The sequence below is a fragment of the Streptomyces sp. NPDC090077 genome (assembly GCF_044747545.1).
Taxonomy (GTDB): Bacteria; Actinomycetota; Actinomycetes; order Streptomycetales; family Streptomycetaceae; genus Streptomyces.
Genome location: NZ_JBIVEG010000010.1, coordinates 107,690 through 122,724, shown reverse-complemented (window position 1 = coordinate 122,724; position 15,035 = coordinate 107,690). Strand labels below are relative to the sequence as shown.

General features: G+C 74.0%; 14 protein-coding genes and 1 tRNA gene. 9 read left to right on the top strand and 6 right to left on the bottom strand.

All coding sequences use genetic code 11. The features are described from left to right. The first annotated feature begins 96 nt into the window (after positions 1–96). The 4 genes from ACIPW5_RS18975 to ACIPW5_RS18960 all read left to right on the top strand — a co-directional run bounded on the left by ACIPW5_RS18975 (position 97) and on the right by ACIPW5_RS18960 (position 4,880). The gene (locus ACIPW5_RS18975) at positions 97–1,329 is read left to right on the top strand and encodes a hypothetical protein (protein ID WP_401246002.1); all 1,233 of its coding nucleotides are present in this window, start codon (positions 97–99) and stop codon (positions 1,327–1,329) included. Further along, positions 1,317–2,888, top strand: coding sequence for a hypothetical protein (locus ACIPW5_RS18970; protein WP_401246000.1), 1,572 nt, complete (start codon positions 1,317–1,319; stop codon positions 2,886–2,888). The genes ACIPW5_RS18975 and ACIPW5_RS18970 overlap by 13 nt, the downstream gene beginning before the upstream one ends. Continuing rightward, positions 2,885–4,219 carry an AAA domain-containing protein gene (locus tag ACIPW5_RS18965; RefSeq protein WP_401245998.1) on the top strand — a complete coding sequence of 445 codons (1,335 nt, stop codon included), beginning with the start codon at positions 2,885–2,887 and terminating at the stop codon, positions 4,217–4,219. The genes ACIPW5_RS18970 and ACIPW5_RS18965 overlap by 4 nt, the downstream gene beginning before the upstream one ends. 73 nt (positions 4,220–4,292) lie before the next feature. Then, positions 4,293–4,880: a hypothetical protein gene (locus ACIPW5_RS18960; protein ID WP_401245996.1), complete on the top strand. Its 588-nt coding sequence runs from the start codon at positions 4,293–4,295 to the stop codon at positions 4,878–4,880. Between the two features lie 2 nt (positions 4,881–4,882). Here the strand turns inward: ACIPW5_RS18960 and ACIPW5_RS18955 are convergent, their stop codons facing one another. Genes ACIPW5_RS18955 through ACIPW5_RS18945 form a run of 3 tightly spaced genes read right to left on the bottom strand, consistent with a single transcriptional unit; the run spans position 4,883 to position 6,427 of the window. Continuing rightward, positions 4,883–5,299, bottom strand: a complete 417-nt coding sequence (locus ACIPW5_RS18955; RefSeq protein WP_401245994.1) for a GNAT family N-acetyltransferase — start codon at positions 5,297–5,299, stop codon at positions 4,883–4,885. A 42-nt stretch (positions 5,300–5,341) separates the two neighbouring features. Next, a complete protein-coding gene (locus tag ACIPW5_RS18950) occupies positions 5,342–5,917 on the bottom strand; it encodes an SMI1/KNR4 family protein (RefSeq protein WP_401245992.1) in 576 nt (191 codons plus the stop codon). A gap of 15 nt (positions 5,918–5,932) precedes the next feature. Then, entirely contained in the window at positions 5,933–6,427 is a 495-nt protein-coding gene (locus tag ACIPW5_RS18945; protein ID WP_401245990.1) for a MarR family winged helix-turn-helix transcriptional regulator, read from the bottom strand. A 136-nt stretch (positions 6,428–6,563) separates the two neighbouring features. Between ACIPW5_RS18945 and ACIPW5_RS18940 the strand changes: the two genes are divergently transcribed. The 4 genes from ACIPW5_RS18940 (at position 6,564) to ACIPW5_RS18925 (ending at position 8,316) form a co-directional block, all read left to right on the top strand. Next, the gene (locus ACIPW5_RS18940) at positions 6,564–7,121 is read left to right on the top strand and encodes an NADPH-dependent FMN reductase (RefSeq protein ID WP_401245988.1); all 558 of its coding nucleotides are present in this window, start codon (positions 6,564–6,566) and stop codon (positions 7,119–7,121) included. Positions 7,122–7,193: 72 nt separating this feature from the next. After that, positions 7,194–7,541 carry a hypothetical protein gene (locus tag ACIPW5_RS18935; RefSeq protein WP_401245986.1) on the top strand — a complete coding sequence of 116 codons (348 nt, stop codon included), beginning with the start codon at positions 7,194–7,196 and terminating at the stop codon, positions 7,539–7,541. A gap of 117 nt (positions 7,542–7,658) precedes the next feature. Beyond that, positions 7,659–8,252 carry a bifunctional DNA primase/polymerase gene (locus ACIPW5_RS18930; protein WP_401245984.1) on the top strand — a complete coding sequence of 198 codons (594 nt, stop codon included), beginning with the start codon at positions 7,659–7,661 and terminating at the stop codon, positions 8,250–8,252. Next, positions 8,243–8,316: transfer RNA gene (locus ACIPW5_RS18925), tRNA-Lys, on the top strand. The genes ACIPW5_RS18930 and ACIPW5_RS18925 overlap by 10 nt, the downstream gene beginning before the upstream one ends. A gap of 62 nt (positions 8,317–8,378) precedes the next feature. Here ACIPW5_RS18925 and ACIPW5_RS18920 read toward each other — a convergent pair. Beyond that, on the bottom strand, positions 8,379–9,617 hold the full coding sequence (locus ACIPW5_RS18920) for a M6 family metalloprotease domain-containing protein (protein ID WP_401245983.1): 1,239 nt from the start codon (positions 9,615–9,617) through the stop codon (positions 8,379–8,381). Between the two features lie 369 nt (positions 9,618–9,986). On the opposite strand from ACIPW5_RS18920, the gene ACIPW5_RS18915 reads away from it, so the two are divergent. After that, a complete protein-coding gene (locus ACIPW5_RS18915; protein WP_401245981.1) occupies positions 9,987–11,822 on the top strand; it encodes a putative bifunctional diguanylate cyclase/phosphodiesterase in 1,836 nt (611 codons plus the stop codon). Positions 11,823–11,894: 72 nt separating this feature from the next. On the opposite strand, the gene ACIPW5_RS18910 is transcribed toward ACIPW5_RS18915, so the two are convergent. Next, on the bottom strand, positions 11,895–13,589 hold the full coding sequence (locus ACIPW5_RS18910) for a glycosyl hydrolase family 18 protein (protein ID WP_401245979.1): 1,695 nt from the start codon (positions 13,587–13,589) through the stop codon (positions 11,895–11,897). 266 nt (positions 13,590–13,855) lie between these two features. After that, positions 13,856–15,007 carry an LLM class flavin-dependent oxidoreductase gene (locus tag ACIPW5_RS18905; RefSeq protein ID WP_401245977.1) on the bottom strand — a complete coding sequence of 384 codons (1,152 nt, stop codon included), beginning with the start codon at positions 15,005–15,007 and terminating at the stop codon, positions 13,856–13,858. Positions 15,008–15,035 lie beyond the last annotated feature (28 nt).

Below are 15,035 nucleotides of genomic sequence, written 5' to 3'. Positions count from 1 at the left end.
GGGGTTCAGCGTCCGTCCATCATCCCCGACGCCGGCGGAAGGCGTGCCGCCCGGAGGGGGGTGGCAGAACTGGGCGTTTCCGCCGTATGACCACGATTGTCAGTGGCGGATGGGACACTTCCGCCCGTGAGCTCCTACCCGCCCGACGGCCCGCCCCAGACGACACTGCGGCAACGGCTCGCCGACCTGCGCGGCCCCGCCGTGCCGCCCCGCCCGCTCGACGCGCGGGCGCTCGCCGCCCTCGCCGCCAACCCCGGCTGCGGCAGACGGGCCCTGCTCGACGGCGCCGGGGTGGACAAGACCGCGCTCGCGGCCGCACTGGGCTCCCCCGCCGCCTTCGGGCAGTCGCAGTTCGCGATCGTCCGCGGCAACTCCTTCGAGGCCCGGGTCAAGGGCGACGGCGGCCTGGAGCTGCTGCGGCTCACCCACGACCGCCTCGGCGGCGGGGCCGAGCCGCCCGGGCCCGACTCCCGGGTGCCGGACCTGACCGCCGCCGGGCCCGAGGGGCGCGCCGCCCGCACCGCGCTGGCCCTGCGGGAGGCCACCGCCGCGCGGACGTGGACGCTGCTGGACCATCCGATGCTGGCCCTGGAAGTGGCGGGCACCCCCGCGTACCTGGAGCCCGACGCCGTCGTGGTGCACCCCGACGGCCGCTGGACCGTGGTGGAGATCAAGTCGTTCCCGATGATCGACGGGGCCGCCGACGCCGCGAAGGTGGGGGCCGCCGCACGGCAGGCCGCCGTCTACGTGCTGGCCCTGGAGCAGACCGCCGGGAAGCTGGAGGGCGCCGAGGTCGGCCACCAGGTCCTGCTCGTCTGCCCGAAGGACTTCTCCAACCTGCCCACCGCCGCACTCGTGGACGTACGCCGGGAGCGGTCGGTGACCCGGCGCCAGCTGGAGCGGCTGACCCGGGTGGAGGAACTGGCCGACGGGCTCCCGCAGGGGCTGTGCTTCGACCCCGCCCGGCCCGCCGCCGAACTGACCGAGGCCGTCTCGGCCGTCTCCGCCGCCTACGCCCCCGAGTGCCTCGCCGCCTGCGAACTGGCCTTCCACTGCCGGGAGCGGGCCCGCGACGCGGGGGAACCGGCCGCGCTGGGCCGTGCCGTACGGGGGGAGCTGGGCGGCCTGACCACCGTCGGGGCGGCCCTCGCGGCGGCCGCCGGGGCGTGCTCCGGCGACGGGCCCGGCAACGGCCCCGGCGAGGGCCCCGGCGACGACCCCACCGCCGCCGCGCTGCGCCGCGCGGCCCGGCTGCGCGCCGAGGCCCTGGCCCTGGCCGCCGCCCGACCCCCGTACGAGGCCCCGGAGACCCCCGAATGCCCCTGCTGAGCACCCTGGCCCGGCTGGAGGCCGTCCGCGCGGGCCGCGCCCAGCCGCTCGCGACCGTGCGGCACCGCCACCTGAGCGCCGAGCCCCTGGTCTTCGTCCCGCTGACCACCGCCGGTGAGGCGGGGGCCCCGCTCGGGGCGATGGTGGGCACCGACCGGAACGAGCCGCGGATCTTCGTCATACCCCAGCCGCGCGACCGGGACCTGCGCTGGCGGTTCCTGGCCGACCTGGCCGCGCAGGTGATGGCGTACGTGGAGCCCTACACGGAGGCCGTCGAGCCGGCCGAGCGCACCGAGACCGACCCGGAGACCGGCAAGAAGGTCAAGGTCGAGGCCGAACTGTGCGTGGACGCCCCGCAGATCATCGTGCCGAGCCGGGCGGGCATCGAGTACGTGCGCCTGCTGGGCCGGTCCATGCGGTTCCGCCGGACCGCCGAGGAGGACCCGGAGAACCCGTACCCGGCACCCACCCGGGTGCCGCTGCTCGGCCGCTGGTTCACGCACCTCGCCGAACGCTCCCGCGTCCCCGGCTCCGCCATGCTGCTGTCCGCGACCGAACTGCTGGGCCGGCACTGGGCGACCGGCCAGAGCAACCTGGAGGACCAGCACCTCGGGGCGCTGCTGGGCTGGATCGACCCGCCGGAGGGCGTCTCGGGCGCCGAGTTCGCGCTGCGCGTGGAACTCGCGCGGGACGGGGAAGGCCAGTTGACCGTCCCGCCGGCCGGCCCGGCCACCGACCCGGCCTTCGACAACGGGCTGCTGGCCCCGGCGATCGCGAAGTACGACTCGGCACGCGCGGCCGACGCGGACGGCGGCGGGGACACCGCGCGCTTCGCCGAGCGCGCGGTCCGGCGGCTGGTCCTCGGCCAGATGGAGACCGCCTGGTGGCACACCTGGGCAGCGGTCGACCTGATGCGCACCCTGCCACCGGGCGAGCGCACCGAGGAACGCTGGACCCGCGACCGCTGGTCCTTCACCGGCCACCGCGACCGGGTACGGGCGGGCGAGCCGCCGCAGCCGCGCCGCGACGACGCGGTGACGGCGGCCCAGAAGCTGGCCACCCGCGAGACCGAACAGGTGCGCCTCGACGCGCAGGAGGCGCTGGACGACCCCCTCGTCATGGCGGGACGGCGGTTCGCGGGCGAGGCCTTCGCCGGCGAGGTCACCGAGGTGCTGACGGAGTGGACGGAGGGCAAGCGCCCCCGGCCGCGCCCGCTGGTGACGGTCGCCACCGAGGACCTGCCGCAGCTGGCGGACGGGGGCGGCGGGAAGGTGTACCGCTCGCTGGACGGGCGCCAGCAGGCCTTCGAGTTCGTACGGTACGAGGAGGACGGGCAGCTGGTGCTGCGCGTGCTCGACAAGATGGGCGCGGGCCGGGAGCCGGTACCGGGCTCGGTGCCGGAGAAGGGCGACCGGGACTGCTGGACCCTCTTCGAGCACGACGCGCGCGGCGGCCCGAAGCTGCCCGACCCGGAGCACACCCCGTGGACGCACGGCGGCCCGCCGGGCTCCTCGACCGCCCCCGCCCTGGACGCCGTGACCGACGAGGACCTCCTGTGACCACCGCCTTCGACCCGGGCGCGGCCGCCGACCGGGCCACCGCCGCGATCCTCCACGACACCCTGCACGGCACCGAACGGGGCGTGGTGGTGGACTCCCCGCCGGGGGCCGGCAAGTCGACGCTGGTGGTGCGGGCGGCCCGGGAACTGGCCGCCGCCGGACGCCGGCTGATGGTGGTCGCGCAGACCAACGCGCAGGTGGACGACCTGGTGCTGCGGCTCGCCGAGAAGGACCCGGAGCTGAAGGTGGGCCGGCTGCACAGCAGCGACGGCGACGCCTACGACCCGGCGCTGCGCGGGCTCCCCTCGGTCACCCTGTCCGCCAAGCCGGCGGACCTGGCCGAGTTGCCCGTCACCATCTCCACGGCCGCGAAGTGGGCGTACGTGAAGGCCGACGCGCCGTGGGAGCACGCGATCGTCGACGAGGCGTACCAGATGCGCTCGGACGCGCTGCTGGCCGTGGCCGGGCTGTTCGAGCGGGCGCTGTTCGTGGGCGACCCGGGGCAGCTGGACCCGTTCAGCGTGGTCGGCGCGGAGCAGTGGGCCGGACTGTCGTACGACCCTTCGGCGTCGGCGGTCTCCACCCTCCTCGCGCACAACCCGGGGCTGCCGCAGCACCGGCTGCCGGTGTCGTGGCGGCTCCCGGCGACGGCCGCGCCGCTGGTCTCGCGCGCCTTCTACCCCTACTCGCAGTTCCGCAGCGGCACCGGCCCCGGCGAGCGCCGTCTCGCGTACGGGGTCGCGGGCGACGGCTCGGGCCCGGACCGGGTGCTGGACGAGGCCGCCGCGTCGGGGTGGGGGCTGCTGGAGCTCCCCGCCCGGCACACCCCGCGCACGGACCCGGAGGCGGTGGCGGCGGTGGCCCTGGTCGTGCGCCGGGCACTGGACCGGGGCGCGGTGACCTCCGACGAACGCTCCCCGGCCCCCTCGCCCCTGACCCCGGACCGCATCGCCGTCGGCACCGCCCACCGCGACCAGGCGGCGGCCGTCCGCTCGGCGCTGGCCGCGCGGGGCGTCACGGGGGTCACGGTCGACACGGCGAACCGGCTCCAGGGCCGCGAGTACGACCTCACGGTGGTCCTGCACCCCCTGTCGGGCCGCCCCGACGCGACGGCGTTCCACCTGGAGACGGGCCGCCTGTGCGTCCTGGCCTCCCGGCACCGGCACGCCTGCGTGGTGGTGGCCCGGGCGGGGATAGCGGACCTCCTGGACGACCACCCGTCGACGGAGCCGGTCCAGCTGGGCGTGACCGTGAAGTTCCCGGACGGATGGGAGGCGAACCATTCGGTCCTGGCCCACCTCGCCGAACACCGCGTCCGCTGGCGGCCGTAGCGGCGGAAACCCGCGTGCCCCCGTGGGCGGGCCGTGCGAGGATCCGGGGCGGGCGGACCGGTATGGGGGACTCATGGGGCTCGACTACAGCTACGAGGTGTTCCTGCCCGCTCGGGGCGTTGCGGGGGCGCTGGCCGGGCTGCCCGCGCTGGCGCCGCCCCGGCGGGACGTGCCGCCGCTCGCGGTCACCCTGCCCGGCAGGGGCCGGGTCGACCTCCCGTACACGTCCTGGTTCAAGAGCGACCCGGTCGACTGTTCCGCGGGGGGCGACCTCCGCCTCGACCTCTCGGTCCTGTGCGGCCCCGACCCCGCGGTGGACGCGTACGCGGCGGAATCCCACCTCGAACCCGTGGGGCCGGGGCGGTTCGACATCGGCTACGTGTACCTCACCGTGCGGTTCGCGCCCGCCCTCCACCCCCGCCACGCCTCGCTGCAGTTCACGGCCGCCACCTCGCGGATGAGCCGCCTGTTCGAGGAGTCGGCGGGCATCAGGGAGGCCTTCACCGGCTTCACGGCCGCCGTCGGCGGGGTGTGCTGCCTGCTCGACACCGAGAGCGAGACCTCCCGGGTCCGCTGGCTGGACGGCGGGCCGGCCGACGAGACGGTCCCCGGGCCCCGCTTCCCCGGCTACCGGGAGCTCGTGGCGGCCTGGCCCGGCTGAGGCTACTGCTCGCCGAACAGCATCCACTTCTCCAGCGTCGCCAGCGGCGCGAAGCCGGCGCGGGCGTAGACCTCGTGCGCGTCGGCGGTGGCGAGCATGATGCGGCGCAGGCCGTACGGGGCCAGGTGGTCCTTCACCGCCCCGACGAGGGCGGCGCCGAGGCCCTTGCCGCGGGCGCCGGGGTCCACGTACACGTCGCAGAGCCAGGCGAAGGTGGCGAAGTCGGTGACGATGCGCGCGTAGCCGACCTGGGTGCCCGAAACGCTGTCGTACGCGCCGAAGTTGAGGGAGGAGGCGACCGCGCGGTCGTGGCTCTCGCGGCTGCGGCCGAGGGCCCAGTAGGCGTCCTCGGAGAGCCAGCGGTGGACCCGCTCGCCGTCGAGCCGGTCGGGGTCGGTGGAGATCTCGTAGCCGTCCATCGGGCCATCCAACAGCGTCCGCCACGGCCGGGCCAGCGGATATCAGCCGGAGGGACCCCAGCCGGGCGGCAGCAGGTCCCAGGAGTCGCGGCCGAGCCATTCGCCGAAGGTGACGGGCCGGCCGCCGCCCGCGTGGTCGAGGGAGAGCGGGACGATGCGGTCGCAGGTGGCGCGACCGTCCCACCACATCGTGCCGGCCAGCGGGCCGGAGACCGCCAGCAGGGTGGAGAAGCCGCAGCCGTGCTCCCGCAGGAGCATGGCTCCCGCCGTCTTGCGGTCCTCGAACTCCTGGCACTCCGCGTCCCAGGCGTTCCAGGCCGCCGTCATCGCGGCGGGGTCGTCGAAGTCCTCCTCCCGGGGTTCCGTGTCCCACAGCGCGTGGTCGGCCTCCGCGTAGGAGTCGGGGTGCGGGAAGGGCTCGGGCAGCAGCTCGCGGAGCAGGTGGTCGTCCCCGGGCCAGCGCCAGCCGTCCCCGGTGCGCACCACGCCGTACCCGGCGGTGTCCGGGCCGTGCAGGTAGGCGCGGTACTCGGCGGGGAAGCGCACGCCGAGCGCGCGCTCGGCGTCGGCCACTTCGGCCTCGGTCAGCGGCGGGCGCAGGGTGGCGGGTCGGTCCATGCGGGGATCGTACGACTAGTCCGTGCGGCCCTTGCGGGCGATGCCGAAGTGGCGGCGGAGGGTTTCGCCGGCGTCGGCGAGGGCGTTGAGCTGCTGCGGGGTGAGGACGTCGATCAGGTGCCGGCGTACGGATTCCACGTGCAGCGGGGCGGCCTCCGTGATGGTGTCCACGCCCTGGCCGGTGAGCACCACTTCGGCGCCGCGGCCGTCGCCGGGGACCTCCTCGCGACGGACGAGGCCGCGCTGCTGCATGCGGCTGATCTGGTGGGAGAGGCGGCTGCGCGACCACTGCATCAGTACGGCGAGGGCGCTGATCCGCATGCGGTGGCCCTCGGTCGAGCCGAGTGCGGACAGGACGTCGTAGTCGGCTTCGGAGAGCGCGCTGTCCAGGTTGAGGTCGCGTGCGATCTCCGCGTCGACGAGGGGGAACATCCGGCGCCACGCGTACCAGGCGTGCTGCTCGGACTCGGTGAGCCAGCGGGGGTGGGCCGGCTCGGGCGCGTCGGTCATGGGGGCACCCTACCCAGTTGGGTGACACATCAACAATGTAGTTGACATATCACGCAGCAGCGATTTCCCTGGGTGACACGTCAACAACCAGACTGCGGCCAGCACACCGCACCTGAACACAAAGGGAGTTCACGCCATGACCCGACTGCTCGTCATCTCCGCCGCCACCCGCCCCACCTCCTCCGGCCGCCCGCTCGCCGCGTGGGTCGCCGGCCAGGCCCGCGGCCACGGCGCCTTCGAGGTCACCCCGGTGGACCTCGCGGAGCTCGCGCTGCCCTTCCTGGACGAGCCGGAGTACGCCTCCAGCGGCAACTACGCCCACCAGCACACCCGGGACTGGAGCGCGCTCGTCGACTCCGCCGACGCGTTCGTGTTCGTCCTGCCGATGTACAACGGCGGCTTCACCGCCCCGTTCAAGAACGCCGTGGACTTCCTCTACCGCGAGTGGCAGGGCAAGCCGGTCGGCCTGGTCAGCTACAGCGCCGGCGGCTCCGGCGGCGCCCCGGCCGCCCGGATGCTGCTGCCGGTGCTCACCCAGCTCGGCATGCTGCCCGCCGAGCGCTCGGTGGCGATCGCCGGCATCAACGGCCTGATCGGGGCCGAGGGCTTCGGGGCACCGGAGGGTCTGACCGGCGAGCTCGCGGGCGTCCTGGACGACGTCGCGGCGCTGGCGAAGGAGCCCACCGCGGCCTGAGGTCCGGCCCCCTTGCGCGGCATTGGACAATGGAGGGTGGCCCAGGATCCGGAGCGCAGCAGGAGGACACGCATGGCAGAGCCCGAGCGGACCGAGCGGAGGCAGCGGCCGGCGCCGCTGCTCTTCGAGCCCTCGGAGGCGGCCACGGACCCCGAGCACTTCTTCGACCTGGAGTCGATCGAGGACCCGCGGGAGCTGCTGGCCCGGGCCACCGAGCTGGTGCTGGCGTTCCGGGCCGCGCAGGACCGGGCGGTGGAGTTCCAGGCCTTGGCGGCGGCGCAGCTGGCGGACCCGCGACGGTTCGACCGGCTCCCGCCGGAGGCCGTCGCGGCGATCGCGGAGTGGACCGAGGACTACGCCCGCAAGATGATCGAGTTCGGCGAGGACCTCCAGCGCGGCACCACCCCCGACACGGTGTAGCCGCCCCGGGCAGCCGTCCGGCATATGCGCGGCGGAACATACCCCAGGGCGACCCGCCGCGTCCCGGTTTTCGGTAACTCCGCGGAACGACTGCGTCACGGCGGGTACACCTGGCATATGACGACCCTGACGACGGCTGCCGGCTGCCCCGCCCTCGACGGCCCCGACGCACGCACCGCGCCCGCGACCCAGGTCACCGTGCAGGGCGCCGCCTGGCTGGCCTCCGCTTCGGCGCACCCGCAGGAGACCCTCGCCGCCTGGCAGGCGCGGCCCGCCTCGCCCGCGGTGCTGCCCTGCGGGACCGCGTTCGACGTCGTCAACGTTCCGGTCGTGCTCGGCCGCCGGATGCTGGACCTGCTCTGGGAGCGGGGGCCCGGCTCGGGGCCGGCCGCCGTCCACCGCGGCCGGATGCTGCTGTTCGCCGCGCCCGGCACCGCCCAGCGGCTCCCGGCGCTGCTCGCGTGGGAGGAGTGGGGCCCGGCGTCCCCGGCGCCGCTGTGCCACGGGCACGGGGACGCCGTCACCGTGCCGCCGCTGGCCGCGGCCCCGGGCCCGTCGCGGTGGCTGGTGGCCCCGGACACCCGGCTGCCCTGGCTCCCGGGGCCGGACTCCCTGCTCTGGGCGTTCCTGCACGCGGCCCGCGGCCCGGTATCGATTTCTGGTTCGGCCGAAACGGATGCTAAGGTCTACGACGTCAGCAGGCGCCGCTAGCTCAGTTGGTTAGAGCAGCTGACTCTTAATCAGCGGGTCCGGGGTTCGAGTCCCTGGCGGCGCACAGACGGGAGAAGGCCCCCGCTCTTCGGAGCGGGGGCCTTCTTCGTGTCCGGAAACCGTCCCTCAGGTCGTGATCTTCACGGTGTAGGCGCCCGACTGGGTCCGGTCCGCCACCTCGATCGTGATCCGCTCCCCGGGCACCGTGAAGGTCTCCCCGACCTCCAGCGGCGCGTCCGCCAGCGGCGGGTACACCGAGCGGTCCCAGCAGGCCTCCGTGCGCGGGTGGCCGTCGAGCACCTCGATCGGCCCGCCGCCCGAGGCCGCCTCGTTGCGCACCCGGTAGACCAGGACGCCTTCCGTGCAGGTGTCCCCGTCGTTCCCGGCGGAGCCGCGGGCCTCGACGGCGATCGCGCTGCCGGGGCCCGTACGGATCACCGCGAGCCGGGTGCCGCCCGTACCGCCCGGCGGCGGGGGCTGCGACAGCGGCTGGAGGGTGTGCAGCGAGGTGCCGGACCGTACGCAGTCCACCTGGGCGGAGTCGAGCCAGCCGAGCTTCCACTTGTGCCAGGCGAACAGGTCCGGGGACATCCCGAACTGGCTGCCCATGACGTCCCAGTCGCCGACGTACGTGTCCCAGTCGCCCTTGCCGTCCGTGGGGCGGTGGTAGAGGTCGGGCAGGTCGAAGACGTGCCCGGTCTCGTGCGCCAGCACGTTGCGGTCCGGCGGGTGCTGCTCGAAGACGGTCACGATGCGCCGCAGCTCCGCGCCGTCCGCCACGATCGGGCGGTCGAAGTTGACGACCTTGGTGGCGTCGGAGTCCACGCCGGGGGCGCCCGGGTCGGCGACGAAGTACACGACGTCGTACGCGCTGAAGTCGACCCGGGGGTCGGCGGCCGCGACCGCGTCCCGCAGGTAGGCCGCCCGGTCCTCGGGGGCCCAGTCGCGCTGTATCCCGTACGCGGTCGCGGACCGGGGCATCCGGATCCACCGCTCCTCGGGGTGCGGGACCAGCCGGAACCGCCCGTAGGAGGCCCGCTCGAAGAAGTTGCTGGTCGCCGGGAAGTAGTCGGCCGTCAGCTCCCGCGGTGTCACGGCGGCGCGGTGGTCCGGGAAGGAGAGGAAGACCATGACGGCGTGGAGGGTGCGCTCGGGCTTGGGGTAGGCGCCGTTCCAGGTGTCCACGCCGAGGGAGTGGTGGGCGGCGGTCCGGGTCAGCGCGCAGGGCCCCGCGGAGGCGGTGTCGGCCACCGCCGGCCCCGCGACGAGCGACATGGCGGCGAGGGCCGTCAGGGAGGTGAGGGCCGCCGCCGTACTTCGCATGCGGGAGCGGTCCACTCCCCCGGGTGTCTGCTCTCGCCGCACGTCGACCTCCCGGTGGTGGATTCGTCCCGTCCCATCCACCTTGAGGCGATTGTCTGACTAATGTCCTGTTCCGGTGCCCCACATGAGTGATCGATACGGCAAGCGGTTGACCCCCCGGGTGAACGCCCGACGCTACGGAACGTCACGATCGATCACGTCAGAACAGCGGCCGTCACCAGGTGCTCACAGGTGTGCGCAAACGGTCGCGCGACCGCGTCCCGACGGCCCGTCAACAACACCCCCGGAAGGCGTCAGCATGGCGACGGACCCGTCCCCGCACGGCGACGCCGCTGGATAGGGCCTCCCGGCAGCCTCTATGATCGGCACACTTTCCTGCGCGGACACTCACGAACACAGCGGGAGCGAACGGTGAGCGGAACCCCAGAGGAGACCGGTTCGGCGGCCGAGCTCATCCGACCGTCCCTTACGGAGCGTCACCCGACAGTGCCTGCCGTGCCCGAACCCCGCGACTACCGCGCCGCCTTCGACGCGGCCCACCTCGCCATGGCCGTCGTGGGCCGGAGCGGTGAGGTGATCGCCGCCAACCGCGCCCTGGCCTCCCTCCTGGGCGCCGAGCCGCACGCCCTCGCCGGACAGTGCGCCGCGGACCTGGTGGACCTCGCGGCGGAGGCCCGTACCTGGCAGGCCTACCAGGAGGTGCTGCGCGGCCGGCAGGCCCGGCTGCGGTGCACCCGCCGCCTCAAGCACCCCGACGGGCACTCGCTGTGGACCGAGGTCACCCTGGGCCCGGTGACCGGCACCCCGGACGTCCTGCTGTCCGTCGCCGACATCAGCGACCGGCGCGACCTCCAGGCCCGGCTGCGGCACCTCCAGATGCACGACCCGGTCACCCGGCTGCCCAACCGGGCGCTGTTCTTCGAGCGGCTCTCGGCCGCCCTGGAGGCCTCCGCGTACGGCACGGGCGGCACCGGCCGGATCGGCCTGTGCTACCTGGACCTCGACGGGTTCAAGGCGGTCAACGACACCCTGGGCCACCGCGTCGGCGACCGGCTGCTGACCGCCGTGGCGGCCCGGCTCACCCAGTGCGCCGACCAGTCCGGCTACGGCCGCTCGGGTGGGCACCTCGTGGCCCGGCTCGGCGGCGACGAGTTCGCCCTGCTCGTGGAGGACTCCACCGGCACGGAGCAGCTCGCGGACCTGGCGCGCAGCGTACTGGCCGCCGTGCAGGAGCCCTTCGACCTGGCCGGGCAGCGGCTGTCGGTGTCCGCGTCGATCGGCGTGGTCGAACGGGACGCGGCCGGCACCTCGGCGACGGGGCTGATGCAGGCCGCGGACACCACGCTGTACTGGGCGAAGGCGGACGGCAAGGCCCGCTGGACCCTCTTCGACCCCGAGCGCAACGCGCACCGGATGACCCGGCAGTCGCTCTCCTCCCGCCTGCGCCCGGCCGTGGAGGGCGGGGAGTTCGAGCTGGAGTACCAGCCGCTGGTGGACCTGGAGAGCGGGGTGGTGCGCGGGGTGGAGGCCCTGGTCCGCTGGAACCACCCCCAGTTCGGCATGCTGACGCCGAATCGGTTCATCGGGATCGCCGAGGAGGACGGCTCGATCGTGCAGCTGGGCCAGTGGGTGCTGCGCACGGCGTGCCGTCAGGCGCGCCGCTGGCAGATCGAACAGCCCAGCGACTCGCCGGTGTTCGTCTCGGTCAACGTGGCGGTGCGCCAGGTGTGGGACTCGGACCTGGTGGGGGACGTCGCGGAGATCCTCGCCGAGACCGGCCTGGCCCCGCAGCTGCTCCAGCTGGAGCTGACGGAGTCCGCGGTGATGGGCTCGGCGGGCCGGCCCCTGCAGGCCCTCCAGGCGCTCAGCGACATGGGCGTGCGGATCGCCATCGACGACTTCGGCACCGGCTACTCGAACCTGGCCTACCTGAGCCGGCTCCCGGTGTCGGTGCTGAAGCTGGACGGCTCCTTCGTCCGCGGCTTCCGCTACGAGGAGGGCACCCACCCGAACCCGGCCGACGAGACCATCGTGGAGGCCCTGGTGCAGCTCGCCCACCGGCTCGGCCTGACCGTCACGGCCGAGTGCGTGGAGACCGCCGGGCAGGCGGCCCGGCTGCGCCGCGTCGGCTGCGACACGGGGCAGGGCTGGCTGTACTCCCGCGCGGTGGCCCCGGAGCGGATCGCGGAGATGATCGCGCCGCCGCCGGCGGCCCGGTTCGCCACGGGGACGCCGGAAGCGCCCTGAGGAACCGGAACCGCCCCGCCCCTCGGGAGGAGGGGCGGGGCGGTCCGGCGCTCGGCGCGGGGTGGGGGGAGATCAGCAGGCGCCGAGATCCTTCCAGACACCCCATTCACCGGTGGTGCCGGGCACCTCGTTCTGCGTCCACCACTGGGCCTTGTACTTGCGGCCGTTGTGCGAGACCTCGTTGCCGGCGGTGTAGACCGTGCCCGCGACGTAGGCCGGGACGTTGCCGCAGCCGGTCGGGGGCGTCGTCGGCGGGGTCGTCGGCGGCGTGGTGGGCGGAGTGGTGGGAGGCGTCGTCGGCGGCGTGGTCGGCGGCACGGTGGTCCCGCCGAGGGCGTCCGAGATCTGGTTCAGCAGCGTGGTGTTGTTGTCCAGGCCGAGCAGGGAGTACATCATCGCGCCGGCCAGGCCGCGCTGCTTGCCGTAGTCGACCCGGGCCTGGATCGACTTCTGGTTCAGGCCGGTGAAGAACTCGCCGTCCTTGTAGAAGTACGAGGCCTTGGCCTGGTCGTCCCAGTAGGTCGTCGCCGGGTTGTCGACGATCCCGCCGAGCTCCTTGTAGTTGGCGATGCCGGCCTGCTGGCTGGTGGGCCGGGCGCCGGAGGCGCCGGTGGCGGGCTGGGCGAGGCCGTTGTTCGCCCCGGCGGGGACGCCCTTCCAGCCGCGGTAGTAGAACTCGTAGCCCAGGGTCAGCTTGTTGGCGGGGAAGCCGCCGGTGATGCCGTAGGCCGGGTTGCCGTCGATCCAGGAGTCGATGGCGTTGTCGATGCTGTACTTCTGGGTGCCCGGGGCGATCGGGTCGGTCGGGTCGTTGGTGCCCGAGTACAGCGGGGACTGGTGGTACGTCGGCCCGTCGCCGTCCCAGGCGCCGTGCATGTCGTACGTCATGATGTTCGCGTAGTCGAGGTACGCGCCGATCTTGTCCGTCTCGATGTACTTGATCTTGTCCTGGCCGGCCGGGAGGGCCGCGGTCAGCAGGAGCTTCTTGCCGCCGTTGGCCTGGCCGTAGGCGTCGAGCTGCTCGCGGAACTCCTTGAGCAGGAGGGTGAAGTTCTGCTTGTCCTCGGGGGCGTAGTGGTTGCCGAGGTGGCCGCCGGACGAGCCCGGGTACTCCCAGTCGATGTCGATGCCGTCGAAGATCCCGGCCGCGGTGCCGGGGCCGCCGTAGCCGTCGGCCTTGGGCAGGTTGCCCTTGATGTACTGGTCGATGCAGGAGGAGACCAGCTTCTTGCGGGAGGCGTCGGTCTTGGCCGCGTCGCTGAAGTACTTCGAGTACGTCCAGCCGCCCAGCGAGATGTTGATCTTCAGGTGGGGATACTTGGCCTTCAGCTGCTTGAACTGGTTGAAGACGCCCACGATCGGCTGGTCCCACTTGTCCGCGACGCCGCTGACGCTGTCGGCCGCGCTGAAGGACTTCTGGTAGTCGGCGTACGAGTCGCCCGCGCCGTCACCGGCGTTGGGGTTGTTGTCGTCGCCCGCCGCCTTGTTCGCCTCGAAACAGGTGAGGTCGGTGGGGTGGATGTTGCCGAACGAGTAGTTGATGACGTCCAGCTTCCCCGCTATGCCCCGGGTGTCCAGGTGCTTGGGGTAGAAGGCGTTGCCGTAGACGCTCCACTGGTCGTAATAGGCGATCCGCACGCCGCCGGCCGCGGCGGTGGTGGAGGCGTCGGCGGCCTGGGCGGTGCCGAGTCCCGCGAAGGTGGCCAGCGCTCCGGCTGCCAGCGCGGCCGTGGCGGCGGCCGCGACGAGGGGTTTACGGATGTGCATGAACTGCCTCCGTGGGGGTGGGAGGGGAGGGCATCAGCTGTAGGTGAGAGAAGTGATAGCGATCACCCGCCGCCCCAGTCAATGGTTTGGACCAAAGAAGGACTAGACCACTCGGCGGCCAAATGCCCTCGTCAGAGCCCTGGGCGCATACCAAGAACCGCCCGCCACCCCGGGTGACGAGCGGTTTAAGGCTCCCTTAGGTCATGCTCCGGCAAGGTTTCGGCAACAAACCAGCCAAACGCCATTCTCCGCGGATCCGGCCCCGCTCAGCCGACCGTCAAGGGCTCCGTCGGCATCCCGTACGCATTGGCAACGAGCCCGTAGGAGCGGATGCGGGCGGCTCCGCCGTGGGCGTTGGCGGTCAGCATCAGCTCGTCCGCGCCCGTCCGCGCCACCAGGGCGTCGAGGCCGGTGCGGACCTCGTCGGCGGTGCCGTGGACGACGTTGGCGAGCCAGCCGTCCACGAACTCCCGCTCCAGCGGGGAGAAGCCGTACGCCGCCGCCTCCTCGGGCGTCGGCACCAGCCCGGGACGCCCGCTGCGCAGCCGGAGCATCGACAGGGCGCCGGTGAGCACCTGCGCGCGGGCCTCGGCGGCGGTGTCGGCGGCCAGCGCGGAGACCCCGATGAGGGCGTACGGGGCGTCCAGCACCGCCGAGGGGCGGAAGCTCTCGCGGTACAGCTCCAGTGCGGGCAGGGTGCCGGCCGCGGAGAAGTGGTGGGCGTACGCGAAGGGCAGGCCCAGCTCCCCCGCGAGCCGGGCGCTGAAGCCGGAGGAGCCCAGCAGCCAGACCGGCGGGCGGGCGGCGGGCCCCTGCACCGGGCCGGGCACGGCGTGCACCCGGGCGTACGGGTGCCCGTCGGGGAAGTCGTCGTCGAGGAAGCGGGTCAGCTCCGCGAGCCGCCGGGGGAACTCGTCCGCCGCCTCGTCCAGCCGCCCGGGCCCGCGCAGCGCGGCCGCCGTACGGGGGTCGGTGCCGGGTGCCCGGCCGAGCCCGAGGTCGATCCGGCCCGGGGCCAGGGCCTCCAGGGTGCCGAACTGCTCGGCCACGGCCAGCGGGGCGTGGTTGGGCAGCATCACCCCGCCCGAGCCGAGGCGTATGCGGGAGGTGTGGGCGGCGAGGTGGGCCAGGATCACGGCCGGGGAGGAGCTGGCGACCCCGGGCATGGAGTGGTGCTCGGCGACCCAGTGGCGGTGGTAGCCGCGGGACTCGGCCTGCCGGGCGATCTTGACGCTGGTGCGCAGGGACTCGTGGGCGGTGGAGCCGCTGCCGACGGTGACCAGGTCGAGCACCGACAGCGGCACGGGCGCCGCGCCGGTGGCGGTCCCGCGGACCGGGTCCGGGGCCGGCCCCCCCGGCCCGGGGGCGCCCTCCGGCTGCCCGCCCGTGCGTCGGCCCGCGTCCCCGGTGTCGCTCATCGTCGTTCCCGTCCCGTCCCGCTCGTGC